The organism is Cellulomonas sp. NS3, from assembly GCF_024757985.1.
GTDB lineage: Bacteria > Actinomycetota > Actinomycetes > Actinomycetales > Cellulomonadaceae > Cellulomonas_A.
This window is the reverse complement of record NZ_CP103289.1, coordinates 4548289-4573640: the sequence shown is the minus strand read 5'-3', so window position 1 is coordinate 4573640 and position 25352 is coordinate 4548289. Positions and strand designations below refer to the sequence as shown.

26 protein-coding genes are annotated in these 25352 nt (G+C 76.4%); 12 read left to right on the top strand and 14 right to left on the bottom strand.

Annotated elements, in window-relative coordinates:
* Window positions 1–121: 121 nt before the first annotated feature.
* Window positions 122–3361, top strand: a complete 3240-nt coding sequence (locus tag NXY84_RS20755; RefSeq protein WP_258724924.1) for an RICIN domain-containing protein — start codon at window positions 122–124, stop codon at window positions 3359–3361.
* Between the two features lie 184 nt (window positions 3362–3545).
* Here NXY84_RS20755 and NXY84_RS20750 read toward each other — a convergent pair whose 3' ends face one another.
* Complete coding sequence (locus NXY84_RS20750) at window positions 3546–4271, bottom strand: hemerythrin domain-containing protein (protein ID WP_258724923.1); 726 nt, start codon at window positions 4269–4271, stop codon at window positions 3546–3548.
* A gap of 115 nt (window positions 4272–4386) precedes the next feature.
* Window positions 4387–5016, bottom strand: coding sequence for a small multidrug efflux protein (locus NXY84_RS20745; RefSeq protein ID WP_258724922.1), 630 nt, complete (start codon window positions 5014–5016; stop codon window positions 4387–4389).
* A 223-nt stretch (window positions 5017–5239) separates the two neighbouring features.
* Between NXY84_RS20745 and NXY84_RS20740 the strand changes: the two genes are divergently transcribed.
* Window positions 5240–6019, top strand: coding sequence for a MerR family transcriptional regulator (locus tag NXY84_RS20740; RefSeq protein WP_258724921.1), 780 nt, complete (start codon window positions 5240–5242; stop codon window positions 6017–6019).
* A 92-nt stretch (window positions 6020–6111) separates the two neighbouring features.
* Here NXY84_RS20740 and NXY84_RS20735 read toward each other — a convergent pair whose 3' ends face one another.
* Window positions 6112–7182: a helix-turn-helix transcriptional regulator gene (locus NXY84_RS20735; RefSeq protein ID WP_258724920.1), complete on the bottom strand. Its 1071-nt coding sequence runs from the start codon at window positions 7180–7182 to the stop codon at window positions 6112–6114.
* A 114-nt stretch (window positions 7183–7296) separates the two neighbouring features.
* Here NXY84_RS20735 and NXY84_RS20730 point away from each other — a divergent pair, with 114 nt between their 5' ends.
* Both NXY84_RS20730 and NXY84_RS20725 read left to right on the top strand, forming a co-directional pair.
* Window positions 7297–7722: a VOC family protein gene (locus tag NXY84_RS20730; RefSeq protein WP_258724919.1), complete on the top strand. Its 426-nt coding sequence runs from the start codon at window positions 7297–7299 to the stop codon at window positions 7720–7722.
* A 105-nt stretch (window positions 7723–7827) separates the two neighbouring features.
* On the top strand, window positions 7828–8484 hold the full coding sequence (locus NXY84_RS20725; RefSeq protein WP_258724918.1) for a hypothetical protein: 657 nt from the start codon (window positions 7828–7830) through the stop codon (window positions 8482–8484).
* Between the two features lie 58 nt (window positions 8485–8542).
* Here the strand turns inward: NXY84_RS20725 and NXY84_RS20720 are convergent, their stop codons facing one another.
* Entirely contained in the window at window positions 8543–9175 is a 633-nt protein-coding gene (locus NXY84_RS20720; RefSeq protein WP_258724917.1) for a maleylpyruvate isomerase family mycothiol-dependent enzyme, read from the bottom strand.
* Between the two features lie 160 nt (window positions 9176–9335).
* On the opposite strand from NXY84_RS20720, the gene NXY84_RS20715 reads away from it, so the two are divergent.
* Together NXY84_RS20715 and NXY84_RS20710 are read left to right on the top strand one after the other, a co-directional pair.
* Window positions 9336–10541, top strand: coding sequence for a class I SAM-dependent methyltransferase (locus tag NXY84_RS20715; protein WP_258724915.1), 1206 nt, complete (start codon window positions 9336–9338; stop codon window positions 10539–10541).
* A complete protein-coding gene (locus tag NXY84_RS20710) occupies window positions 10538–10762 on the top strand; it encodes a hypothetical protein (RefSeq protein ID WP_258724914.1) in 225 nt (74 codons plus the stop codon). Before NXY84_RS20715 ends, NXY84_RS20710 begins: the two co-directional genes overlap by 4 nt.
* 5 nt (window positions 10763–10767) lie before the next feature.
* Here the strand turns inward: NXY84_RS20710 and NXY84_RS20705 are convergent, their stop codons facing one another.
* On the bottom strand, window positions 10768–11352 hold the full coding sequence (locus tag NXY84_RS20705) for a DinB family protein (protein WP_258724913.1): 585 nt from the start codon (window positions 11350–11352) through the stop codon (window positions 10768–10770).
* A 125-nt stretch (window positions 11353–11477) separates the two neighbouring features.
* Between NXY84_RS20705 and NXY84_RS20700 the strand changes: the two genes are divergently transcribed.
* Window positions 11478–12512: a helix-turn-helix transcriptional regulator gene (locus NXY84_RS20700; RefSeq protein WP_258724912.1), complete on the top strand. Its 1035-nt coding sequence runs from the start codon at window positions 11478–11480 to the stop codon at window positions 12510–12512.
* 158 nt (window positions 12513–12670) lie between these two features.
* On the opposite strand, the gene NXY84_RS20695 is transcribed toward NXY84_RS20700, so the two are convergent.
* The 3 genes from NXY84_RS20695 to NXY84_RS20685 form a co-directional block, all read right to left on the bottom strand.
* On the bottom strand, window positions 12671–13324 hold the full coding sequence (locus NXY84_RS20695; protein ID WP_258724911.1) for a GDSL-type esterase/lipase family protein: 654 nt from the start codon (window positions 13322–13324) through the stop codon (window positions 12671–12673).
* Entirely contained in the window at window positions 13321–13983 is a 663-nt protein-coding gene (locus NXY84_RS20690) for a LysE family translocator (protein WP_258724909.1), read from the bottom strand. The genes NXY84_RS20695 and NXY84_RS20690 overlap by 4 nt, the downstream gene beginning before the upstream one ends.
* Before the next feature lie 271 nt (window positions 13984–14254).
* Window positions 14255–15415, bottom strand: coding sequence for a hypothetical protein (locus NXY84_RS20685; RefSeq protein WP_258724908.1), 1161 nt, complete (start codon window positions 15413–15415; stop codon window positions 14255–14257).
* 144 nt (window positions 15416–15559) lie between these two features.
* Between NXY84_RS20685 and NXY84_RS20680 the strand changes: the two genes are divergently transcribed.
* Window positions 15560–15943: a zf-TFIIB domain-containing protein gene (locus NXY84_RS20680; protein WP_258724907.1), complete on the top strand. Its 384-nt coding sequence runs from the start codon at window positions 15560–15562 to the stop codon at window positions 15941–15943.
* 89 nt (window positions 15944–16032) lie between these two features.
* Here the strand turns inward: NXY84_RS20680 and NXY84_RS20675 are convergent, their stop codons facing one another.
* The 4 genes from NXY84_RS20675 to NXY84_RS20660 form a co-directional block, all read right to left on the bottom strand.
* Entirely contained in the window at window positions 16033–17013 is a 981-nt protein-coding gene (locus NXY84_RS20675) for an alpha/beta fold hydrolase (protein WP_258724906.1), read from the bottom strand.
* A 37-nt stretch (window positions 17014–17050) separates the two neighbouring features.
* Window positions 17051–17749 carry a TetR/AcrR family transcriptional regulator gene (locus NXY84_RS20670; RefSeq protein ID WP_258724905.1) on the bottom strand — a complete coding sequence of 233 codons (699 nt, stop codon included), beginning with the start codon at window positions 17747–17749 and terminating at the stop codon, window positions 17051–17053.
* 267 nt (window positions 17750–18016) lie between these two features.
* A complete protein-coding gene (gene yidC / locus NXY84_RS20665; protein ID WP_258724904.1) occupies window positions 18017–18880 on the bottom strand; it encodes a membrane protein insertase YidC in 864 nt (287 codons plus the stop codon).
* Between the two features lie 91 nt (window positions 18881–18971).
* A complete protein-coding gene (locus tag NXY84_RS20660) occupies window positions 18972–19325 on the bottom strand; it encodes a DUF6412 domain-containing protein (RefSeq protein ID WP_258724903.1) in 354 nt (117 codons plus the stop codon).
* Window positions 19326–19538: 213 nt separating this feature from the next.
* Between NXY84_RS20660 and NXY84_RS20655 the strand changes: the two genes are divergently transcribed.
* On the top strand, window positions 19539–20033 hold the full coding sequence (locus tag NXY84_RS20655) for a DUF5956 family protein (protein ID WP_258724902.1): 495 nt from the start codon (window positions 19539–19541) through the stop codon (window positions 20031–20033).
* A 33-nt stretch (window positions 20034–20066) separates the two neighbouring features.
* Here NXY84_RS20655 and NXY84_RS20650 read toward each other — a convergent pair whose 3' ends face one another.
* Entirely contained in the window at window positions 20067–20432 is a 366-nt protein-coding gene (locus NXY84_RS20650) for a DUF3817 domain-containing protein (RefSeq protein ID WP_258724901.1), read from the bottom strand.
* A 198-nt stretch (window positions 20433–20630) separates the two neighbouring features.
* Here NXY84_RS20650 and helR point away from each other — a divergent pair, with 198 nt between their 5' ends.
* Both helR and NXY84_RS20640 read left to right on the top strand, forming a co-directional pair.
* Window positions 20631–22793, top strand: coding sequence for an RNA polymerase recycling motor ATPase HelR (gene helR / locus NXY84_RS20645; RefSeq protein ID WP_258724900.1), 2163 nt, complete (start codon window positions 20631–20633; stop codon window positions 22791–22793).
* A 147-nt stretch (window positions 22794–22940) separates the two neighbouring features.
* Window positions 22941–23174 (top strand): hypothetical protein, encoded by a 234-nt coding sequence (locus NXY84_RS20640; protein ID WP_258724899.1) that lies wholly within the window; start codon window positions 22941–22943, stop codon window positions 23172–23174.
* Window positions 23175–23251: 77 nt separating this feature from the next.
* On the opposite strand, the gene NXY84_RS20635 is transcribed toward NXY84_RS20640, so the two are convergent.
* A complete protein-coding gene (locus NXY84_RS20635; RefSeq protein WP_258724898.1) occupies window positions 23252–23653 on the bottom strand; it encodes a hypothetical protein in 402 nt (133 codons plus the stop codon).
* 528 nt (window positions 23654–24181) lie between these two features.
* Between NXY84_RS20635 and NXY84_RS20630 the strand changes: the two genes are divergently transcribed.
* Window positions 24182–25339: an MFS transporter gene (locus NXY84_RS20630; RefSeq protein ID WP_258724897.1), complete on the top strand. Its 1158-nt coding sequence runs from the start codon at window positions 24182–24184 to the stop codon at window positions 25337–25339.
* Window positions 25340–25352: the final 13 nt, after the last annotated feature.

Below are 25352 nucleotides of genomic sequence, written 5' to 3'. Positions count from 1 at the left end.
CGCCCGGGCACGGGCGGCGCGGCGGCGGACCGGGCAGGGTCCGCCCGCCGGAGCTGCCGCGCCGCAGCCCGGGAGGAGACGACGACGTACGACGACGTACGAGACGAAGGAGAGCTGTTCGATGACGAGCACGCACCCACGAGCCCGGGGGGCCGTCGCGGCCCTCGGGGCCGCCGCCGTGGTGGCCGGGCTGACCGGCACCGCACCCGCGGCCGCCGCACCACCGGCCGCGGCACCGGCACCCGCAGCACCGGCACCGGGCACGCCCGGGGTCACCGTCCGGCCCGACCCCACCTACCAGGGCGCACCGTTCGAGGGCTGGGGGACGAGCCTCGTGTGGTTCGCCAACGCCACCGGCGACTACCCCGACGAGGTGCGGGACGCGCTCGCGGACCTCGTGTTCGGCGACGAGGGCCTCAACCTCAACATCGCGCGCTACAACATCGGCGGCGGCAACGCCCCGGACGTGCCGGACTACCTGCGCCCCGGCGGTGCGGTCGAGGGCTGGTGGGCCGCGCCCGAGGGCACGACGCGCACCGACACCGACTGGTGGAGCGCCGACGACCCGGCCGACTGGAACGAGGATGCGGACCAGACGCAGCGGTGGTGGGTCGACCGGATCAAGGACGACGTCACCCACTGGGAGACGTTCAGCAACTCCCCGCCGTGGTTCCAGACCGTGAGCGGTTACGTCTCGGGCGGCTTCGACGCGAGCGCCGAGCAGGTCCGCGCCGACCGGGTGACCGACTTCGCGGAGTACGTCGTCGGCGTGACCGAGCGGCTCGAGGACGCGCACGGCATCACCGTCGACACGGTCGACCCGCTCAACGAGCCGAACACGAGCTACTGGCGGACCACGCTCGGCCCCGACGGGAACCCGACGGGCGGGCGGCAGGAGGGCGCGCACGTCGGCCCCGAGCGCCAGCAGGAGATCCTCACGGCGCTGGCCCAGGCCCTCGAGGGGTCGAGCACCGGCGCGGCGATCTCGGCGATGGACGAGACGAACCCGGGCACGTTCGCGACCAACTGGAACGCGTACACCCCCGAGGTGCGGGACCTCGTCGCGCAGCTCAACGTCCACACCTACGGCACGGGCCAGCGCACGACGGTCCGGGACATCGCCAAGGCGGAGGACAAGCCGCTGTGGATGAGCGAGGTCGAGGGCTCCTGGGGCAACGGCCAGGACTTCGAGTCCATGGTTCCCGGGCTGGGGATGGCCGACCGGATCGTCGACGACCTGCGCGAGCTCGAGCCGACGGCCTGGGTGTTCTGGCAGCCCGTCGAGGACTACGACAACATGAAGCCGGGCGGCGAGAGCGCGGCGGGCGCGAACTGGGGGAGCATCCAGCTCCCGTTCGACTGCACCGCCGAGGACACCCTCGAGACCTGCCCCATCTACACGAACACGAAGTTCGACACGGTCCGGAACTTCACGCACTTCATCGAGCCCGGTGACCGTCTCGTCGCGGTCGACGACCCGGCGAGCGTCGCGGCGGTCGACGACGAGGGCGCGACGGTCGTGCATCTCAACGAGACCACCGAGGCCCGCGCCGTGACGCTGGACCTCTCGGCGTTCGGGAAGGTCTCCAGGCGCGCGACCGTCACGCCCGTGGTGACGAGCGCGCAGGGGGCGCTCGTCGAGGGTGCCCCGGTGCGCGTGCAGGACGCCCGGGCCACGCTCGAGGTCCCGGCGCAGTCGGTCACGACGTTCGTGGTCGACGGGGTGCGCGGGGTCGCCGACGACGCGGCGCTCGTGCAAAACGGGCACACCTACCGGCTGCAGGGCGTGCAGAGCGGGCTCTCGCTCGCGACGGCGGGCGACGACGCGACCGGTGCGGTGATCCGCACCACCGACGCCGCGGCGCCGGACCAGCTCTGGGCGCTCACGCAGGTCGACGACGGCACGGGGGAGAACGAGCGGACGAGCGGCACCAACCGCGCGCAGTACGCGGTCACGTCCGCGGCCGACGGGCGGCGCCTCGCGGTGGTCGACGGCGCGGTCGTGCTCGTCCCGGCCTCCGGGGAGCCCGACGAGGGCGCGCGCTGGATCCTGTCCACGACGGGGAACGGCACGTTCACGCTGGTCGACGTCGCGACGGGCCGGAACCTCGAGGTGCTCGGCCAGGCCACCGCCGACGGCTCCCCGGTCTCGACCTGGCTGCCGAACTCGGGGGCGAACCAGCTCTGGCGCGTCGTCGACGAGACGGTGCTCGACGTGCAGCAGGCCACGGCGTTCACCACGCCGGGCACCGCACCCGAGCTGCCGGCGACGGTCGTCCCGGTGTTCCGCGACGGCGCCCGCGGCACGCTCCCGGTGACGTGGAAGCTCTCGCCGTACCAGCGGTGGGACCGCTCCGGCACGGTCACGCTCAGCGGCACCGCGACCGACGCGCTCGGCAGCACCCACCGCGCTGAGGTCGTCGTCACGGTCGACACGCTCCTCCGCACCGAGCCTGCACGCGCCAAGACGTACGTCGGCGGCGTCCCCGAGCTGCCCGCGACGGTCGTCGCGGTCGGCCGGACGACCGGCGCGCACGTCGAGCGCCCCGTGACGTGGGACGCGGACGGCGCGGTGTTCGACGCGGTCGGCACCGTCGAGCTCACCGGCACGGCCGACGCCGGCGACGGCGACACCCTGCCCGCGACCGTGCGGGTCCAGGTCACCGAGCCCGGTGCGGCCAACGCCGCGCTCACGCCCGGCACCGTCGCGGCCGCCACGTTCACCGAGCCCGGGTACTCCGCGGCGGGGACCGTGAACGGCGACCTCACCGACAAGGCGTGGTCCAACTGGCAGTCGGGCCGGGCCAACGCGGCCGACACCCTCACGGTGACCCTCCCGGCGAGCCTCACGGTCTCCGGGGTCGCGGTGCACTTCTACCGCGACGGCGGCGACAGCCACGCGCAGACCGTCACCGTGCAGACGCGTGCGGCGGACGGCACGTGGGTCGACGCCGGGGACCCGGTCACGGTGCCGACCGGCACGCCGACCGCTCCGGTCGCCACGGTGCCGGTCCCGCCGGTCGACACCGACGCCGTCCGGGTCGTCCTCGCCGCGCGCCCGTCGCAGCACATGACGGTCAGCGAGGTCGAGCTGCTCGCGCACGCACCGGGCGTCGGGTCGGACGCGACGCTGACGGCGCTCGCGGTCGACGGCACGCCCGTCCCGGGCTTCGACCCGGCGGTCACGGACCACGTGGTCGGCGGCGTCCGGGGGGTCGCGACGGTCACCGCCGTCGCCGCCGACCCGTACGCGACCGTCGAGATCCGGCAGCCGACGCGCCGCGACCCCACGGCGCGCGTCACCGTCACGAGCGAGGACGGCTCGGCGACGACGACGTACACGGTGACGACCCGGCGCTGACCGGGGGGTCTGTCCCGGCAGGGCGGGTGCGGCGCACGCGGCCGCACCCGCCCTGCCGTCGTCCGTCCGGCTGGAACCTCGCCGAGCGGTGTCGCCGCACCCGGCCCGGTCGGGCCGGGAGTGCTCGGGCGGGCCGGGAGTGCGAGTCGGGCAGGGAGCGCCCGGTCGGGCCGGGAGCTCCCGGTCAGGCGGCGGCCGGCCCGTCGCTGCGGGTGCTCGGGTCCTCGCCGACCCGCAGGAGCGGCAGGTGCTCGACGCGGTGCGCCGCCCACGTCAGCCGCCGGCTCGCGGTGCGCAGCGCGGGGACCACGCGCTCCGGGCCGCGACGGGCGCCGGCGTCGAGCAGGTCGCGGAGCCGGTCGAGCACGGACAGCGGGACGGCGGAGAGGACGTTGCCCGGCGGCCGCCGCGCGACGACCGGGTGCGCGCGGGTCGGGGCCACGCGCCGGACGACCTCCCACAGCACACCCAGGCGGCGGACGTCGCGCGTGCTCACGGCCTGCTGCAGGCGGGGGAGCAGCACGTCCTCCTCGTCGCGCACGTCCTCGCGGAGCACCTCCGTGAGCCGGTCGAGCACCGCGCCCCGCTCGGGATGGTCGTGGCCCATGCCCTCGAGCCGGGTCACCAGCTCGTTGACCTCCTGGTGCTCCTGCTCGACCTCGAGGCTCAGCTCGTGGCCGTCGGGCAGCACGCGCCGCAGCGTCGGCCACAGCACGGCCTCCTCGGCGAACGCGTGCGGGAAGACGAGGCGGTAGAGCCGCTGGAGCACCGCGTCCTGCTCCTCGCCGCTCGTCCGGCCCAGGTCGTGCAGCAGGCGGTCGAGCGTGACGTGGTCCTTCTTCTGCCGGGTCAGGACGCTCACGCGCCCGCCGAGCTCGGTGACGCTCTGGTCGGCGATCGATCGCACCATGGCTGCCTCCGTCGGTCCGTCGGTCAGTCCTCCGACGGTGGGTCGGCTCCCGGCGCGGCGCCCGCCAGGGCTGCGTCCCTCCCGGCCGACGCCGCGCGGCGAGCAGTCGCGACCGTCACCAGCCGAGCGCTGCGACGAGGCCCGTGGCGGCGACCACGACGAGACCGGTCCAGAGCACGATCGCGACGACCTGCCAGAGGATGACCCACTCCTTGCGGACGCCCGACGCGACGAAGAACGCCGCGGTCAGCATCGTGGGGAGCGCGATCGGCGCGAGGAGGCTGGCCCCGGGGACGCCGAACCGCACCATCCAGCGCCGGAGCCGCGCGTGGCCCTTCGACCGGTGGCTCCGGCCCGACGCGGGGTCGGCCGCGGACGCGTCGACCGCGGTCACCGCGGGTGCCTCCGCGAGAGCGGTCGCAGCGGAAGGCGCGACAGTCGACCCGCCGAGCGGACCGGCGGGCGACGACGTCTCGCGGGTCCGTCCTGCCCGCGCCGCGCGGCGTGCGCCGACCCCACCGCGGATCCGTGACCCGAGGAGGACCACGGCGACGACGCACAGGATGTTCCCCGCCGCGGCGGCGAGGCCGGCGACGACCGGGTCGATCCCGGCGAGGATGCCGAGCACCGCCGCTCCCTCGCCCTCCACGTAGGGGACGGCGGCGGCGCCGGCGACGATCAGCGGCTGGACGAGGTCGGGGACCTGGTCGATGAGGTCCTGCAGCCAGGGGTACGGGTGGTCCATGTCGGCTCTTCTCCGGTGGCGGGCGTCGCGCTGGTGGGACGTCCTGGGGTGGTGAGGGCTGCAGTCCAGACCGTGTTCCCACCACAGGGTCAAGCCCCGCCCGCACCGGTCCCGCGACGGGCGGGCGCCCGTTGACCCTGTTCCGGGAACACGGTCTTGAATGGGTGCGGTGTCGCGGACGGGAGGTTCCCGTCGCCGCGACGGCGGGAAGGGCGGGGCGACGATGGCGTGGAGCACGCGCGAGGTGGCCGAGCTCGCGGGCACGACCGTGAACACGGTCCGGCACTACCACCGCTCGGGGCTGCTCGAGGAGCCGGAGCGGATGTCGAACGGGTACAAGCAGTACCGGGCGCGGCATCTCGTGCGGCTGCTGCAGATCCGGCGACTGCGTGACCTGGGCGTCCCCCTCACGCAGATCGAGGCGGTCGGGGCCGGCGGCGGTGCGAGCCCGGCGCAGGCGCTGCTCGCGATCGACGCCGGCCTCGCCGAGAGCATCGAGCGGCTGCAGCGGGCGCGTGCCGAGATCCGCGCGATCCTCGAGGGCTCGACCACGACCGACGTCCCCGCCGGCTTCGAGGACGTCGCCGGCCGGCTGACCGGCACCGAGCGGAGCCTGATGCTGGTCTACGAGCAGCTCTACGACGAGTCGGCGATGTCCGACCTCAAGCAGATGGTCGAGTCCGAGCCCAACGACGGCGTGGGCGCCGAGCTCGACGCCCTGCCGCCCGACGCGGACGACGCCACCCGCCGGCGGATCGCCGAGGCCCTCGCCCCGGAGATCGCCCGGAACCTCACCGACTACCCGTGGCTGCTGCACCCGGACGAGCACCTCTCGAAGGGACCGCGCGTCACGCAGGAGACGTTTCTCGAGACCGTCACCGAGCTCTACAACGGTGCCCAGCTCGACGTGATCGCGCGCGCGAGCGTGCTGGCGGCGGAGCTGGCGGGCGTGCGACCGACCGGGCCGGGCACGACGGGCGCCGGTGGCGGCGCCGCCGACTGACGCGCTGCCGCACGGGTGCCGCGCGCCCGCCGCTCGTCCGTCGGCACCGTCGCGCCCCGGCGTGCGTGCACCTGTCGACCGAGGGCGCTCGCCTACCGCGCGGCGCCCGCGGCCGTCCGCGCGAAGCGCTCCGCGAGCCGCCCGAACGCCTCCGCGAGCGCGGGCGGACCCACCACGTCGACGTCCGCGTCGAACCGGGCCAGCGAGGCTGCGAGCCCGACCCAGGACCACGCGCCGAGGACCACCCGGCAGCGACCGGTCCCGAGGTCCTGCACGACGCCGTCGGCGAGGTAGGGCGCGACCTCCGCCGCGGGCGCGTGCACGACGACCTCCCCCTGGCAGGGCCAGTCCGCGCCGGCGCCGCCCGTCGTCGCGTCGGCTGCCGCCCCGTCGCCGGTCCCACGGTCGTCCCCGGTGACACCTCCGCGCCCGCCCGCCGCGCCCGGCTCCGGCAGGCCACGGAACCGGCCGGTCAGGTACCGGTCGAGGTCCCCGCCGGGCACCTCGCGCGGCGTGAACCGCGCACCGCCGGGCGAGCGCGGGCTCAGGCGGTCGACGCGGAACGTGCGCCAGTCGTCGCGGTCGAGGTCCCACGCGACGAGGTACCAGCGGCCCGCGCGCGCCACGAGGTGGTGCGGCTCGACCCGCCGCGGCGGTCCGGGCTCCGCGTCGTCGGGCGCACCCGGTGAGCGGTGGTCGAGGCGCAGGACCTCGCGTGCGCCGATCGCGGCGCTGACCGCGGACAGGACCGCCGGGTCGACGGGGTCGCGGTGCCCGGCCGGGGTGGCGTGCACGTGCAGCGCGTCCACGCGGTGCCGCAGCCGGACCGGCAGCAGCTGGCGGACCGTGCGCAGCGCGCGCGCCGCGGCCTCCTCGACGCCCGCCCCGGACGCCGCGGCGGTCTGCAGCGCGACGGCGAGCGCGACCGCCTGCTCGTCGTCGAACAGGAGCGGCGGCAGCGACGCCCCGGCGTCGAGCCGGTACCCGCCCTCGCGCCCCCGCGTGCTGGTGATCGGGTAGCCGAGCTCACGCAGGCGGTCGACGTCGCGCCGCACGGTGCGGTCGGTCACGTCGAGGCGGTCCGCGAGGGTCGAGGCCGGCCAGTCGCGCCGGGTCTGCAGCAGCGACAGGAGCGACAGGAGGCGCGAGGACGTCGTGGGCACGGGACCCAGTGTGCCGGGATATCCGGACCCATCCTGTCCGGATGACTTGCGAGGGTGTGCGTGCGCCGCCCGGACGGGTGCCGCACCACGACAGCACCACCACCAGGAGCCGGAATGTCGATCACCACCACGACCCACATCAACCTGCGCGGCGACGCCCGCGCCGCGCTCGAGCTCTACCGCGACGTGTTCGGCGGCGAGCTGACCGTCGTCACCTACGGCGACGCGCACGCCGCCCAGGACCCCGCCGAGGCGGACCACGTGATGTGGGGGCAGGTCGTCTCGCCCGACGGCTTCCACGTCATGGCCTACGACGTCCCCGCCGCCCAGCCGTGGTCGCCGGGGGAGAACCCCTACTTCGTCTCCGTGCGCGGCGCGTCCGCCGACGAGATCAGCGGGCTCTGGGAGCGGCTGAGCGTGCGGTCCACGGTCCTCGTGCCGCTCGCCCCGGCCGGCTGGGCCCCGCTGTACGGGATGCTGCGCGACCCGTTCGGGGTGGTCTGGGTCCTCGACGTCGCGGTCGCGTACGACGCGTCCTGACCCGCGCCCCCGTCACCCGGACGGACGCTCCCGGACGGGTGACGGGGCGCTAGCGTGACGGGCGGCCCGCGCCCGGTGGGCCCCCGTTCGTGCTCAGGAGCCCTCGTGCGTGCCGTCCGTCCCCTCGTCGCCCCCACCCTCGTCGCCCTCGCGCTCCTCGTCGCGGGGTGCTCGTCCGGCGGCGACGACACCGCCGCGACGCCCACGCCGACCCCCGAGGCCACCGTCGAGGAGACGCCGACCCCGACGCCCACGCCGACGCCCCTGACCGGAGCCGCGTGCCTCGTCGGCGGCTGGGACCTGGACCAGGCGTCGCTGGGCGCCGGCCTCCAGCAGACGGTCGCGGCCGACGGCACCGTCGCCGAGGTGCAGACGGCCGGCGCGACCTGGATCGCCTTCGACGGCACCAGCGCCACGCTGACGTACGAGGGCCAGTCGCTCACCGTCACCATGGACGTCGAGGGGCAGCGCCTCGGCACGACGCTCGCGTTCACCGGCCCGCTGACCGGCGCGTACACCGCGACCGACACCGAGCTCACCGTCCCCGCGGTCGACACGAGCGGCGTCACGCAGGACGTGTCGTTCACGCTGGACGGCGCACCGTTCGACATGCCGGCCGAGGAGTCGGGCGCGGACGAGTACCAGGGCATCGACCTCACCGGGACGCAGACCTACACGTGCACCGAGCAGGAGCTCGTGATCGTGAGCCCGGCCGACGACGGTGCCCCGGAGACCCAGCAGCTGCTGCGTCGCCGCGCGTGACCCGGCCGCTGCGGCGCCGGGACCCGTCCCGTCGCCGCAGCGGTCCCGGCACCCGCAGTCAGCACCGGGCGCGCAGCACCCCCACGCCCGGGCCCGTCAGCTCGTCGCAGAACACCGAGCGGCCGGTCATCGCCATGACGAGCGCGAGCGTCGGGCCCGAGACCTCCGGACCGGCGCCCGCCGTGAAGCCGCCGTCCGTCGCGACGAGCCGCAGGCCGCGCACCCGGCGTCGTGCGACCACGACCTGGTCGGTGCCCGCGTAGTAGCGCGCGACCGCGTCGACGACCTCCGCGGGGTACACCCGCGTGATCCCGAGCGGACGCCGGATGTCCTCGCCGTGCACGACGGCCTCGCCCAGGATCGCCGGCCGGGGCAGCGGCGGCGTCGTGGTGCTCCTGACGACACGCTCGAACCGGGCGAACGTCTCGGCGGGCGAGTCCCCGAGCTGCTCGGCGAGGCGCATGGCGACCTGCGCGTCGAAGTCGAACCGGCAGCGCACCACCCCGGCGAACCACCGGAGGCCGTCGAGGCTCGCCGCGGCGGTCAGGTGCGCGAGCACCTCGCGGACGGTCAGGCCCGCGCACAGCGACGGCGTGGCCCAGCGGTCGTCGTCGAGGCCGCGCAGGTCGTCGGCCAGTGCGGCGCGCTCGGCGTGGATGAGGTCCCAGGTGCGGGCGGTCGTCGTGGTCACGCTGCAGGAGACCACGTCCGGCGCCGGAACTCGTCGGTCACGCGCGGTGTGCCGGCGTGACGGGGTACCCGGCCGTCGCGCGCTGGCGGTGCCGGTGCGCGGGTCGCCGGGCTCCCGGGCGTTGTTAGCCTCGCCCGGTGACCCGAGCCCGGTGCGCGCGATGAGCGACGTCCTCGACGACCTCCGGCGGTACCCCGACCTGGAGGCGCCGAACCTGCACGCGGTCGACGCGACCGACCGGCTCGTGCTCGACGAGGCCGCGCCCGCGCTCGCGGCGCTCGCGGACACGCCCGACGGCGGCGTCGTGGTGATCGGCGACCGCTATGGAGCGCTGACCCTCGGTGCGGTCGCCCGGCACGGCGTCGCGGGGGTCCGCACGCACCAGGACCGGCTCACGGGGGAGCGCGCCCTGCACGCCAACGCCGAGCGGCTCGGCCTCGGCGGGTTCACGACGCACGAGCTGGGCCTGTCGCTGGTCGCGGGTGCCCGGCTCGTGCTGCTCCAGCTCCCGCGCTCGCTCGACGCGCTCGACGAGATCGCCGCGCTGGTCGCCGAGCACGCCGACCCGTCGGTCGTCGTGGTCGCGGGCGGGCGACTCAAGCACATGACGACCGCGATGAACGACGTGCTCGGGCGGCACCTCGGCACCGTCGAGGCGCGGCTCGCGCGGCAGAAGTCCCGCGTCCTCGTCGCGTCGCACCCGCGCCCGGCGGACGAGCGCCCGCACCGCCGCTGGCCCGAGCGCGCCGAGCACCGCGACCTGGGCATCACGGTGTGCGCGCACGGCGGGGCGTTCGCGGGCACGAGCATCGACATCGGGACCCGCGCGCTCCTCGCGCAGCTCGACGCGGTGCCGCTCGCGGACGGGGCCGCGGTCGACCTCGGGTGCGGCACCGGCGTCCTCGCGGTCGCGCTGGCCCGCCTCCGGCCCGGGCTGCGCATCACGGCGACCGACGAGTCCGCGGCCGCGGTCGCCTCGGCCCGCGCGACCGTCGAGGCGAACGGCGTCGCCGACCGGGTCGACGTCGTCCGCGCCGACGCCGCAGGCACCCTGCCGGACGCGTCCGTCGACCTCGTGCTGCTCAACCCCCCGTTCCACGTGGGCGCCGCGGTGCACGACGGCGTCGCCCGTGCCCTGTTCGCCGACGCGGCGCGGGTCCTGCGGCCGGGCGGCGAGCTGTGGGCGGTGTGGAACTCCCACCTGCGCTACCGCCCGGCGCTCGAGGGCGTCGTCGGGCCGACCCGTCAGGTCGCGCGCGACCCCAAGTTCACCGTGACGGTCTCGACCCGGCGGGACGCGCGGGCACCCCGGACGGGCCGGGCCCGCCCCGGGGCGGACACGGACCCCTCGCAGGAGAGCCCATGAGCACGGCGGACGGCGCCGCGTCGGGCGGCGTGCCCCTCCCCGCACGCATCGGCCGTCCCGCGCTGGGAGCCCTCGCGCACGTCGGCATCACGACGCTCGAGGAGGTCGGCCGGATGAGCGAGGCCGACCTCCTGGCGCTGCACGGCGTGGGCCCCAAGGCGGTGCGGCTGCTGCGCGAGGCGCTCGCGGCGGAGGGGGTGTCGCTGCGCGACGACGGCTGAGCCGCTCAGCCCCGCTGCGGCGGGTCCTCGCCGACGAGCCCGTCGATCGCCTCGCGCAGCAGGTCCGCGTGCCCGACGTGCCGGGCGTACTCGTCGTGCAGGTCCACGAGCACCCGGCGCAGGTTGGGCCCGTCGCCGTCCCACAACGGTGAGCGCGTGTGCTGGTCGAGACCGCCGTCCGCGAGCGTCGCCGCCCAGGCTGCGCGGGAGCGGGCCACCGCACCGCGCCACAGCGCGTAGAGCTCCTCGGGGGAGTCGTCGGCGGCCGAGGTCCAGACCCACTCGGGGTCGTCGGGGTCCGCGGTGTCCCACGGCGGCCCGAGGCGCTGCAACCCCTCGCCGGTACGGCTGGGCCGGCCGGTGACGTCGAGCACCGTGCGGTGGTCCTCGACCAGCGCCAGGTGCTTGAGCAGGCCGCCGAGCGTCATGGTCGACGGCGGCTGGCGTCGGTTCAGCGCCTCGGCGTCGAGCCCGCCCGTCTTCCACGCGAACGTCGCGCGGGAGCGGTCGAGCGCGAACAGCAGCATCTCGGCCTCGCCGGCCGTCATCGACGGCTCCTCGACGTGCAGCAGGTCGTCGGTGTCGGTCATGGGGCATCTCCTCGGTGAGCGGCGAATGGTGAGCGGCGAACGGTGAGCGGCCCTCTGCCCGGCCCACGTCACCGACGCTAGGGTCGGTTCCGGACGATCGGCTTCCGGATCGGAGACGCGGCGCCATGACGGCCGACGACAGCCCCACCGCACGCGCGCTGCTCGCCCTCGAGCTGCTGCAGGACGCCCCGGGCCTGACCGCCGACGGCCTGGCCGCCCGGCTCGGCGTCAGCGAGCGCGCCGCCCGCCGCTACGTCGGGATCCTGCGCGAGGCCGGCATTCCGGTCGAGTCGGTCCGCGGCCCGTACGGCGGCTACCGCATCGGCCGGGGGCTGCGCGCCGCTCCGCTGCGGTTCACGGACGCGGAGGCGCTCGCGCTCGTCATGGCGGTGCTCGACGGCCACCACGACGCCGACGACCCGGCCGACCCGGTGGGCCGGGCGCTCGACAAGATCCTGCGCGCGCTGCCCGGACCCGCCGCCGCGCAGGCCACGGCAGTGCGCCGGACCGCCGCCGCGGCGCCGGACCGCGCCGCCGCCCGCCCCGACCCGGCGACGGCGAGCGCGCTCGTGCACGCGTGCGCCGACCGCCGGCCCGTCCGGATCGGCTACCGGTCCGAGGCCGGGAACGCGTGGGACACCGAGGTGGACCCGTGGGCCGTCGTGGTCCGGCACGGCCGCTGGTACCTCGTGTGCCGGTCCCACCGGGCCGGCGCCGTGCGCGCGTACCGGGTCGACCGGGTGGGCACGGTCGAGGTGCTGCCCGGGACGTTCACGCCGCCCGAGGACCTCGACCCGGTCGCGCTGCTCGACGAGCACCTCGCGACGGGTTGGGAGTACGCGGCCGAGGTCGTCATCGACGAGCCGGTCGACCGCGTGCGGCGCCGGCTGCCTCGGGCGCTGGGCCGCCTCGACGCGCTGGACGAGGCGACGACGCGCCTGACCGGGACGACGAGCAACCCGTACTGGTACGCCGAGCAGCTCGCGGTGCTCCCGGTGCCGTTCCGGGTGCTCGGCGGTCCCGAGCTGCGCGCGACCGTCGGGGCGCTCGGGCGGCGGCTGAGCGCGGCGGTCGCGGCCGACGAGCCGGCGGCGGTGCACGACGACGCCGGCCCCGGGACCGTCGCGGACGACGACCCGGGGGCCGGCCCGGCGGTGTGAGCGACGGCCGTCAGGTCACCGCCACCTGGCACCAGCCACCGGCTCCACCACCGCTGCCGTCCCACCACGTGCCCCGCACGCGCGAGTCGGTGCCCGACCGGGCCGTCCTCCACCTCCTCGGCGGACTCCGACTGGTGGTCGCCGTCGCGCAGCGACCGTCAGACCGCCGCGTGCGGGGCGACGAGCCCCGCGAGCCACGACCGCCACGCGGGCCGGACCAGCGCCGCGAGCGCGGCGTAGCCCTCGGCGCCCGGGTGCGCGCCGTCGCCGTCCCGCACCTGCGCCGTCCACAGCGTCTCTGCGCGCAGCGGGCCCAGCACCTCCACGGTCCTGACCCCGTGGGCTGCGGCCTCGGCGCGCAGCCGGGCGTCGACCTCGGCGATCCGCGCGTCGACCCGCTCGTCGGCGATCGGGGGCGGCCCGACGACGAGCACGTCCAACCCGGCCGAAGCGGCACCGACCAGCAGCGTCCGCAGGTTCGCCACCGTCTCGTCGAGCGCGACCCGGCACCGGCCGTCGTCGCCGTCCGTCGCGTCGTTGACCCCGAACGACACCACGAGCCCGGTGCGCCCGGCGCGGGGGAGCCGTGCGGCCGTCTCGCGCTCCCACCGGGCCAGCACGTCGGCGGAGGTGTTGCGGCGCACCCCGAGCGGGTACGCGGTGAGGTCGGTGCCGGCGGCACGGGCGTCGGCGACGAGGCGCGTCGTCCAGCCCAGACCGGTCGGGTCGCCCACGCCCGCGACGAACGAGTCACCGAAGAAGAGGACGGTGACGGGGCCGGCTCCCGGGGCGGTCGGCGCCGTGCCGCTCACGCGGGCAGCGCCCGGGCCGTCGCTGCGAGCCGCACGCCGAAGGCGACGAGCACGACTCCGGTCACCCGGTCCGTCACGCGCGCGACGACCTCGCCGGACAGCCACCGGGACGCGAACCCGGTCGCGAGGATGATCGCGGCGAACCACGCCATGCCGAGCACGTTGTGGACCGCCGCGAGCAGCACGCCCATGAGCAGCGGCGAGACGCCGTCGGGCACGAACTGCGGGATCGTCGCGAGGTAGAAGACGCCGACCTTCGGGTTGAGCAGGTTCGTGCCGAGCCCCATCAGGAACGCCCGCCACACCGACCCGCGGGGCTCGGGCGCAGCCGCGGCGCCACCCGGTTCACCGGCGGCGGCGGGGCGTCGGCGCAGGCCCGACCACAGCAGCTGCGCGCCGAGCACCACCATGTACGCCGCACCCGCGAGCGTCAGCACCGTGTACGCCGTGCGCGACGCCGCGAGCAGGGCCGACGCCCCGACGGCCGCCGCGACGCCCCACGCGAAGCAGCCGGCGTTGACCCCGGCGCCCGCGGCGAAGGCGTGCGCCCGCCCGCGGCTGATCGCGGAGCGGAGCACGAGCGCGGTGTCGAGCCCGGGGACGATCGTCAGGAGGCCCGCCACCAGGGCGAACGAGAGCACGGCCTGCGTCACGGTCATGCTCGGCAGGGTAGCGAGGGCCGCGGCGCCCGCACCGGCGGAGGGGCCCGCGTGGACCGGGGCGGCTGCGGCTGGATCGTTCCGCGTCGCGACGAAGGCGGGCTACCTGCCCGAGGGGACGCTGCGCCGCCAAGGCCGCCACCCGGACGGCTGGCACGACATGCACGTGCACGCGCGGCTGGCGGACGCTGACGCGCCGCGCCTGACGCCCGACGCCCTGCCCGGATGCCGGACGCCTGACGACCCGCCGGACGCCGGACGCCGGACGACGTCACGGCCGCACGCGCGACCAGACCCCTGACCCGTCCCGTTCCCACGCCTCTGCCGGCGGAAGCGCGCGGTCGGGGACGTCCACGAGCCAGTACGTGCAGTCGGGGTCCCACCCGGCGAGGGTGCTGGCGCGTCCGTCGCCGAGCGGCAGAGCGCGGCCCGCGGTGGAGAGGTAACCGCCGACGGTGAGGTGGACGGCGTCGACCTCGCGCGCGACAGCGGACCAGTCGGGCAGGACCCAGCGCGTGCTCGTGCCGGTCGTCCGGTACCAGTCGTGGCGTCGCGACGCGGTGACGTCGAGCGGGTGGCGCCGGCACAGGTCGAGCCACGCCTCCGGGCTGTCGAGCTCGAGCACCACGGCGTCCGCCGGAGGGTCGACCCGCTGCGTCGCGGCCCGGTCCGCGCCGTCGGCGTCCTCCGCGAGCCGGAGACCCACGGGACCGGCGGCATCGAGCGCGCGTGTGGTCCGGGTCAGCTCGCGCGGCGGTGTCGACCACCACTCCCCGCTCCACGACGCCCGTTGGTCCGCGGGGCGCTCGCGGGCCGCGCGGGCCTCGCCCTCGACGGTCTCGGCACGCCACCGGGCGAGCCGGCGGACCGCGCAGCCCCCGGGCGCTCCCGGCACCGCGACGTCCTCCGGCGGGCGGGGGACGACGTCGTCCGCGGGAGAGCCCGGCACCGCGTCGCCCTCGGGCGTCACGGTCCACTGGGAGGCCCGGTCGACGGGCGTCGTCCACCACCGGGCCGCGGGGTGGGTCACGGCACGGGCCGCGACGCGCCGGAGCGCCGCCCGGACCTCAGGGGTGCCGGCGAGCACGTCCTCGCCGTCCGGCTCCTGCCAGTAGCGGGCGCTGTCGACCGCGTCGGCGAGCGCGTCCAGGAGCGCGTCGCTGCCGAGCGGTGCGAGCGGCAGAGCGGCGACGAGACGGGCGACGTCCGCGGGTGTCGACGTGGGCGGCTCGGGTACCGGTCCCGTGCCCAAGGTGAGGAGCGCGCGCGACGTCCCGCGGCCGGGATCGAGCGCGTGCGCGGCCCAGAACGCGGCCTGACGCAGACGGTCGACCTCGGGCACCCCGTCCGGGCGCCGCGTGCCGCGTGCGAGCTCGAAGCACAGCCGCCGGCCGCGCGGCCCGGCGAGCACGGCGTCGACGTCGAGGCCCATCGGGCCACGGTAGCGACCGGGCGCAGGACGGGCGCGGGACGGGCGCAGGTGCGCGGCTCGCGGAGCCGGGCACGATCGGCGCCACGGGATCGTTGTCCCCCTGACGGCAGGCGGAGCGGCCGCCCACCGAGCGAGGAGCCCACGATGAAGTGCCCGATCGACGGTGCCGACCTGGTGATGTCCGAGCGGCAGGGGGTCGAGATCGACTACTGCCCGTCGTGTCGCGGCGTGTGGCTCGACCGCGGCGAGCTCGACAAGATCCTGGACCGCGCGGCCGAGCTCGCGAGCCCGGCGGCGGCGTCGGCACCGGCCGCACCGCCCGCGCAGCCGTACCCGACGGCGCCCTACCCGGCCGACCCCTACCCGTCCGGTGGCTACGCGCGGCCCTCCGGCGAGGGCTACCGCGACGACCGGTACCGCGACGACCGGCAGCGCGGGGACTACGACCCGCGCCGCGACCCGCGGAACCAGCCGTACCGCAAGAAGAAGAAGGAGTCCTGGCTCGGGGACATCCTCGACTTCGGCTGACGGACGGGAGCCCGGCCGGCGGGTGAACCCGCGGTCGGGCTCCGCCGTCGGGTGTGGTGGTGGCGCCCGCTCGGGTCAGGCGGAGGTGCTCAGGCCTGCCCCGTGCCCGACGGGCTCAAGGTCGTCGACGGCCGCGCCGCGATGTCGCGCACGATGAGCCCGATCGTCGCCTCGTCCCGCAGGATCCGCTGGTGGCCGAGCCCGTCGGTCGCGACGAGCGTCGCGGTCGGCCACGACTCGGCGACGCGGTGACCGACCGCGAACGGGGTCTCCTTGTCGCGCCGGTCGTGCACGACGAGGGTCTGCGGGAGCTGCCCGTCGGCGCCCAGCGGTGCGAGGTCGAAGTCGCTGAGCGCGTGCCCGACGAAGTCCTCGAGCGCCGCCCGCAGCAGACCCTGGACGCGCGGGGAGAGCCGGAGCATGCGGTCGAAGTCCGCGAGGATCTCGGCGAAGTCGTGGTTGGGCGCGATCAGCACGAGACGCTCGGTGCGCAGCGGACCGGCGCTCAGCACCTTCGACGCAGCGGTCGTCCCCATCGAGTGCGCGACGACCGCCACCGAGTCCCCGAAGTGCGCGCCGACGACCTCGAGCGCCTCCATGACCTCGACGAGCGTCCCGCGCCGGGGGCCGAGCACGCTCGGGTCGGAGTCGCCGTGGCCCGGTGCGTCGAAGGCGACGACGCGGTAGCCGGCGTCGACGAGCGGCGCGACGAACGCCCCGAGCTGCCCGCGCCAGCCGCCCCAGCCGTGCACCAGGTAGACGACGGGCCCGGACCCCCACGACTCGGCGACGACACGGCCCCCGCGCGGGGCGGGCAGCTCGACGAGCTCGCCGGCGTACGGCCGGACGTCCTTGCGGCGTCCGGTGCCGCCGGGGAGCGTGCACCAGAGCGCGAACGCCTCGGCACCGGCGCGGCGGGGTGCGACGACGCCCAGCACGCGCAGCCGGCCGCGGACGTACGCGAGCCGGGCCCGGGCGGCGAGCCGGCGACGGGTCGCGCGGGCGGTGCTCGTGCGGGGCCCGGGGGCCGGGGTGGAGGTCGTCCGGGTGGACGTGTCGACGGCGCTCATGCGGCGGCCTGCTCTCGGGTGGGGACGGTGCGGGAGGTCATGCGGAGGCGGTGACCGCGGGATCCGCGGCGGCGGCTGCGGGAGCACCCCCGCCGCGGGCTCCGGACGACGCGTCGGCGTTGCCGCGAGCCGACTCCGCGCGCGCGGCGTCGAGCAGGCGGTCGATCGCGGTGCGGGCGTGGCGCTCGGCGGCGGGGTCGGAGAGCAGCCGGTAGCCGTGGTACATCGCGAGCATCACGCCGTGCAGGTCGGTCGCGAACTGCTCGGCGTCCGTGTCGGGGCGCAGCTGCCCCTCGGTCACCCCGCCCGCGACCATGCGCGCGATGCTCTGCGCGAGCTGCTGGTGCTGCTCACGCAGCCGGTCGCGGACCGGGCCGTCCTGCTCGTCGAGCTCGGTGCTGGCCTTGACGAACAGGCACCCGCCGGGCTGGCGCTCGAGCCCGCACCGGATCCACAGCTCGGCGAGCGCGCGGACCCGCGGCACGCCGCGCGGGGCCCGCAGCGCGGGCACGATCACGGTCGTCGCGAACTCCTCGGCGGCCGCGTCGAGCACCGCGAGCTGCAGCGCCTGCTTCGAGCCGAAGTGCGCGTACATCCCGCTCTTCGACATCCCGACCTCGTCGGCCAGCCCGCCGATGGTGAGCCCGCCGAGCCCGACGCGGCACGCGAGCTCGACGCCGCGCGTGAGCACGGCGTCCCGGGTGCGGCGTCCCTTGGGCAGGGCGGTCGTCGTCATCCCGCGAAAATAGCACGATCGTCCGAAAATAACAGCACGGTCGTGCGGAAATGTGGCCGACAGCGGCTCGACCACCCACCGGCCTCGCCGTTCACCGGCGCCGCCGCCCCCCAGCGTGCCCACGATGCCGCGGTCGTGTCGAGGCCTGGGCCGACCCCGGCCCACGGCCCCAGGACGGTGCTGCCGTGCCGGGTGCCGCGCACCGCCCCGGGCCGCACGGCCGACGGTGCCGTGCGCGCGCCGGGACGACGGACCGCCCCGAGCGACTCAGCCGCGCGCCGCCCGCCGCGCGAGCCGCTCGGTGCGCGCACGGTCGGCCGCGGAGCCCGGGTTCGGCAGGACGCGCAGGACCACGAGCTGCTGCCCGAGCGACCACACCGTGCTGGTGAGCCAGTACAGGAGCACGCCGACCGGCACGTGCAGCCCGGGCACCGCGACGAGCACCGGCAGGACCCACAGCAGGACGGTCTGCTGCTGCCGGGCGAGCGGGTTGCCCTCGAGCGACGCCGGGGAGGTGTTCCTCGTCGCGGTGATCCGCTGCGTGACGAGCTGCGTCAGCCCCATCAGGACGATCATCGCCGCGGTGACGGCGATCGTCGGCCCGTGCCCCGACCCCCACAGGACCCCCGAGAGCGGCGCGCCGAGCACGGTCGCGGCGTCGGCCTGGCGCACGAGCGCACCCGTCAGCGCACCGACCGGCTCGTGCCGGCTCAGCCCCTGGACGGTCGCGAACAGCGCGAACAGCACGGGCGCCTGGACGAGCGCGGGCAGGCAGCCCAGCAGCGGGTTCGCCCCCGAGGTGCGCATCAGCTCGGCCTGCTCGCGCTGGAGCGCCTGACGGCTCGCGGCGTCGGTCCGGCCCACGTACCGGTCGCGGAGCCGGCGCAGCTCGGGCTGGATCGCCTGCACGCCGCGCAGGGCGCGGACCTGCACCACGACGAGGGGCACGAGCGCGAGGCGCACGACCACGACGAGCCCCACGATCGCCAGCGCCCAGGCGGGGCCCCCGGCGGGGTCGAGCCCGGCGGCGGCGCCGAGGTGGTGGAAGCCCGCGAGCAGCCACGCGACGAGCAGCTGCAGCGGGTGGACGAGGGTCGAGAAGGCGGACAGGACGGCATCGACGACGGGCACGGGGGACTCCAGGCGAGAGGTGGGGTGGGAGGCGATCGCTCCCGCACCACGCCCGGTGCGCCGCGCGGACCCTCAGGTCCGGCGCGTGACGTCAGGCGGCCCGCGGGAGCAGCGTCGCCCCCGGTGCCCGCGGCCGCGGACGGCCCGGTGTCGCCGGGTCCTGCTGGCGCAGCGGCGCCGGCCGGGGTGCGCGCGGCGGACGGTGCCGCGCGGTCAGGACGAGCAGGACGACGGCCGCCACCCGGGCGACGACGGCTCGCAGCAGCGGCACCATCGAGGCCAGCGTCGCGGCAGCCAGCAGGCCCAGCGCGGCGGTCAGCGAGACCTGCGACGGCGACGCGCTCGCGGTCGCGACGAACGCGGAGGCGACGGCGAGAACCCACAGGACCGTCGGGGACGCGGCGGCGCGCGTGAGCCGGGCCTGCACCGGGGCTGCCGCGCGCACGTGTCCTCCTCGCCGGGTCACCGGGCCGCTGCCGTCAGCGGCCCGCTCGTCGGTCGAGCGTAGCCGGGCGTCCGCTCGCGGACGCAGCCCGCTGCGCCTGTTCGCCGCTCTGGCTCACCGCTCGGCTCGCCCGCTCCGGACCTGGCCGACGCGGGCCGGGGCGCGCGCCGCGTCCACCGCCGGAGGGCACGGCGTCGCTGTCAGACTCGTCGGGTGGTCGGCGACTGGGGTGGCGAGGACGGCCTGCTGCGTGACCCGTGGCCGGCGGAGCCGCTGCCGCCCGAGCGCCTGCCGTCGGTCGCCGCCGCCCGCGCGCAGGGCTGGCACCTGGCGCCCGACGCGCCGCTGTGGTGCTTCCTCCCGGCGGTGTGGCCGGCGCGGCAGCGCGCCTGGGTGCCCGACCGGTCCGTGCGCGTCGTCCGGACGGTGTGCGACGGAGTTCCGGGCCCGGAGATCCCCTGGTCGGCGTGGGACCACGCGGAGGTGGAGGGTGTCGTCGCCTCGCTCCTGGCCGACGCCGGCGTCCCTGCACGGCCGCCCGGTCGGCTCTGGCTGCTGCGGCCGCCGCCAGGGACGCGTGACCTGGACGACGCCGTCGACCGCCTCGCCGCGGGCGCGGAGAGCGCCGGAGTCCCCGTGAGGTGCTGCGCCGAGCTCGTCGCCTGGTCCGCCGCGACGGTCGACGGCTGGTTCAGGCCCGGCGCCTGATCTCAGCACACCTCGGTGCGGGGGGCCCGTGCCTCACCGTCCGACCTGCGCGGGTACGGGCTGCGCGTCCTCCGTCCTCGGCCGCGGCGCGCCGAGCAGCCCTCGCCTGCGCGCGACGACCTCGAACAGCAGCGTCGTCAGCGGCGGGACGCTCGCGGCGAGCGCGAGCAGGGTCACGAGCCACGACCACCGCAGCACCCGCGCGGCGACGAGCGTCGTCACGCAGTAGACGAGGAACGCGGCGCCGTGCAGGCGGCCGAAGAGCCACACGCCGGCCTCGGTCGTCTCGGTGACGTACTTGAGGAACATCCCGACGAGGAGGCCGGTCCAGGTCACCGCCTCGACGACGGCGACGGTGGTGAAGGCGCGGCGGGCGAGGGTCTGATCGCGTGCGGTCACGGGTCCATCCGATCACGCCCACGGACGGTCTCAGGACCCGGCGCCGTGGGGCTGCGCCTCGGCGGGATCGACGGGGGCGCAGGCGTCCGCCGCCTCCCGCCACTCTCAACCTATAAACCACCCGGGGGCTTGTGGCAAGACCCCCGTCGGGGCGCAGAATCGCCGGCCCAGGCAGTCCCGACGCAGATGGGCGGACACATGCTCCCCGTGACGACCAGCGCCTTCGACCTCCCCGACCACCTGACCGCGAAGGCGGACCCGGCCCTGACGGCGGCCGACGAGCAGCACCTCACGGCCGTCGCCGCGGCCCTCGAGCAGCAGGTCGCCGAGCTCTCGAGGCGGCTCGACGACGCCCGCCGGGCACCCGGCGTCAGCGGCACGGCGGCGCTCGAGCGCGACCAGGAGATCCATCGCCTGACCGCGCGCCTGCGCCTGCTGCAGCGGTTCGGGCTCGACCTCTGCCTCGGGCGCACCGTCCCCGCCGACGGGTCCGAGCCGGTCTACGTCGGACGCGCGGGCCTCACGGACGCGGACGGGCGCCGGCTGCTCGTCGACTGGCGCTCCTCGGCGGCCGAGCCGTTCTTCGGGGCGACGCACGCCGACCCGATGGGTCTCACGAGCCGGCGGCGGTACCGCTGGACGGGCGGGCGGATCAGCGACTACTGGGACGAGGTCTTCGCCCCGGACGGGCTCGAGGGGCACGCGGCGCTCGACGACCAGTCGGCGTTCGTCGCGAGCCTCGGCGCGAGCCGCTCGCCGCGGATGCGCGACGTCCTCGCGACGATCCAGGCCGACCAGGACGCGATCGTGAGGGCGGGGTCTCGGGGCGCGCTCGTGGTCGACGGCGGTCCGGGCACGGGCAAGACGGTCGTCGCGCTGCACCGGACGGCGTACCTGCTGTCCTCCGACCCGCGGCTCGGGCACCGGCGTGGCGGCGTGCTGTTCGTCGGTCCGCACGAGCGGTACCTCGCGTACGTCGGCGACGTGCTGCCGAGCCTGGGGGAGGAGGGCGTGCAGACGTGCACGCTGCGCGACCTCGTCCCGGAGGGGGCGACGGCCGGGCCGGAGGCGGACCCGGAGGTCGCGCGGCTGAAGTCGTCGGCGGGCATGGTCGACGCGGTCGACCGGGCCGTCGCGTTCTACGAGCGGCCGCCGACCACGGGCACGACCGTCGAGACCGACTGGGCCGACGTGCGGCTCGGGCCCGACGACTGGTCCGAGGCGTTCGACGCGGCGGAACCGGGCACCCCGCACAACGAGGCCCGCGACGAGGTCTGGGACGCGCTGCTGGGGATCCTCGTCGACAAGCACCGCGACGACGACGACGTGGACGCCGGGCTCCTGCGCCGGGCGCTCGCGCGAGACCCGGACCTCGTGCGCGCGTTCGGCCGCGCCTGGCCGCTGCTGGAGCCCACCGACGTCGTCGGCGACCTGTGGTCGGTGCCCGCATACCTGCGGCTGTGCGCGCCGTGGCTCGAACCGGACGAGGTCGCGGCGCTCCAGCGCCCGGACGCCCAGGCGTGGACCGTGGCCGACCTCCCGCTCCTCGACGCCGCGCGCCGGCGGCTCGGCGACCCCGAGGCGTCCCGTCGACGTGCGCGTCACCAGGCGACCGTCGCCGCCGAGCGCGAGCGGATGGCCGACGTCGTCGCGCACCTCGTCGAGACCGACGACTCCGAGCTGCAGCTCATGTCGATGCTGCGCGGGCAGGACCTGCAGGACGCGCTCGTCGACCCGGAGACCCCGCGGCGCTCCGACCCGGACCTGCTCGCCGGGCCGTTCGCGCACGTCGTCGTCGACGAGGCGCAGGAGCTCACCGACGCCGAGTGGCGGATGCTGCTCGCGCGCTGCCCGTCGCGCAGCCTCACGATCGTCGGGGACCGCGCGCAGGCCCGGCACGGGTTCACCGAGCCGTGGACCGAGCGGCTCGCGCGCGTCGGGCTCACGCACGTCGTGGTCGCGTCGCTGACGATCGGGTACCGGACGCCCGAGGAGGTCATGGCGGCCGCGGAGCCGGTCATCCGGTCGGTGCTGCCCGATGCGAACGTGCCGACGGCAGTGCGCCGGTCCGGCGTCCCCGTGCTCCACGCGCACGTCTCGGAGCGTGACGCGATCCTCGGCGCGTGGCTCGCGCAGCACGACGAGGGCGTCGCGGTCGTCGTCGGCGACCCGGGCTTCCGTGCGCGGGACCGGGTGCGCTCGCTGCCCCCCGAGCTGACCAAGGGGCTCGAGTTCGACCTGGTCGTGCTCGTGGACCCCGAGGTGTGGGGAGCGGGGGACACGGGGATCGCGGGCACCGTCGACCGCTACGTCGCGATGACCCGAGCGACCCAGCGGCTCGTCGTGCTGGCGAGCGACTGACCGCGGCGCCGCGAGGGTTGCGGGGCGGCCCGGATGCGAGAAGCGTGGGTGGTGCTCGCGGTCGAGCCCGCCGCCGCAGCGGTCCACCGGTCCGCACACCTGCGGGCGGGGACCCGAGCACCACGCACGAGGGCGAAGGAGCCCACGATGACCAGCACAGGAGAGACGGGAAGCGTCACCGGCACCAAGGACAAGGACTACAACATCCTCTGGTTCACGCAGGCGTGCCTCGACAACGCGCTGCGGCTGGAGACCTACGTCCAGGACGCGGAGCGCGACGGCGACACCGAGCTCGCCGAGTTCTTCCGACGCGCGCAGGGCGAGAGCCGCAAGGGCGCCGAGCAGGGCAAGCAGCTCCTGGCGAGCCGTCTCGCCCGCTGACCGGACCGCACCTCACGGGCGCGACGGGTCCCGCACCGCACACGCCGGGACCCGTCGCGCGTCCGCCGTCCCGCCGCTCAGGAGCGCACCGGCACCTGCCGCCGTGCCACGGCGTCGAGCAGCATCCGCGCGGCCGTGCCGGCGGTGCCGTCGTCCGTCGCGACCGCCTCGATGCGCGCCCGCAGCGTGTCGTCCCACACGGTCACCGCGAGGCGGGCGGTCGGGCGCAGCAGCCACCGCTGGGGCCACGCTGCGCGGTGCACGACGACGTCCTGGAGCCGGCGCACGGTCCGCGGGTCCCGGTCGGGGAGCCGCACGAACGCCTCCATGACCCGGGCCTTGAGGTACCCCGAGCCGAAGCACCACGGGTCCGCCTCGAGGAGCACGAGCAGCTGCTCGACGGCCGCCTGGTCGCCGCTCGGCAGTGCGTCGCACGCCCGCTCGAGCGGGACGAAGAGCGCTGCGTGCTCCGCCCGCACGACCGCGCCCGCGTCGGCGTGGGCACGCTCGGCCGCCCGCAGACGGTCGTCGCGAGCGCGCTACGCCGCGGTCCGGCGGCCGCGCGGCAGGGAGCGGTCGTGCGTCGGGACGAGCGCGAGCGCCGCGGCGCAGGCGTGCTCGATGCGCGCCGCACGCCGACGGATCTCCTCGGCGGTCATCACGGCGGCACCCTAGGCCGCGCGAGCGCGCCACGTCCCCGGCTTTCCGGCGTCCCGCGCCACCGCGCGTCCCGGTGCGGGTGCGTCCCCTGTATTGCCACGCCCCCGCGCAGGTCAAGGGCCCGACGTCCTGCCCCCCGCGGACGCCCGGTGCTACGTTCGAGACGACCTGCCGAGGAGTCACGACGACGTGACGAACTGCGAGGGGGCCCCGTGTCGGGACGCAGCGGACAGCAGCACGGTCGTGCCGGGACGGCGCCTGCGGGGCGCGGCTCCGGGGGTCGCACGGCGGCAGCGACGGCCCGGTCGGCGCCGCCCGCGACACCCAGCGGGTCGACCCGCAACCTCGTGCTCGCGACGCTCGGGTTCCTCGTCAACTTCTGGGCGTGGGCGCTCATCAGCCCCCTCGGCGCGGCCTACCGGGAGCGGCTCGACCTGACCGGGTTCGAGCAGGCGGTGCTCGTCGCGGTGCCCGTCGTGGTCGGGTCACTCGGGCGGATCCCGGTGGGCGCGCTCACGGACCGCGTCGGTGCGCGGGTCATGTTCCCGGCCGTGAGCATCCTGACGGTGCTGCCGGTGCTGTTCGTCGGCCTGGTCGCGGAGAGCTTCGCGGCGATGCTCGTCGGCGGGTTCTTCCTGGGTCTCGGCGGCACGGCGTTCGCGATCGGGGTGCCGCTCGTCAACGCGTGGTACCCACCGGCGCGGCGCGGCACGGCGCTCGGCATCTTCGGCCTCGGCATGGGCGGGACGGCGATCTCGGCGTTCACGACCGTGCGGCTGACGAACGCGGTCGGTCCCGAGGCGCCGTTCCTCATCGTCGCCGGCGTGCTGACGGTGTACGCGGTGGTGTCCGGCCTGCTCGTGCGCGACGCCCCGGGGCGGGTCGTGCCGCAGGGCTCGTTCCTCGCGCGCACGTGGGCGACCGCGCGGCTGCGGGCCACGGGGCAGCTGAGCGTGCTGTACGCCGTGGGCTTCGGGGGGTTCGTCGCGTTCAGCGTCTACCTGCCCACGTACCTCATCAACGCGTTCGACCTCACGCAGGAGGACGCCGCGCTGCGGACCGCAGGCTTCGTGGTGCTCGCGGTGCTCATGCGCCCGGTGGGGGGAGCGCTGACCGACCGGTACGACGCGACGACCGTGCTCGTCGTGTGCTTCGTCGGCGCCGCCGTGCTCGCCGGGGTGGCGGCGCTCGAGCTGCCGCTCATCCCGGTCGGCACGATCGCGTTCCTCGGCCTCGCGGCGCTGCTCGGGGCGTCCTCGGGGGCCACCTTCGGGCTGGTCGCGAGCCTCGCGCCGCCCGAGAAGGTCGGCGCCGTCACCGGGCTCGTCGGTGCCGCGGGCGGGCTCGGGGGGTTCGTGCCGCCGCTCGTCATGGGCGCGGTGTTCGACGTCGTCGGCGACTACAGCCTGGGTCTCGCGCTCCTTGCCGTCGTCTGCGTGCTCACGGCCCTGTTCACGCGCGGACCCGTCCGCCGCCACGCCCGAGCGCAGCGCGCCCCCGCCTGACGCCGCCCCGCAC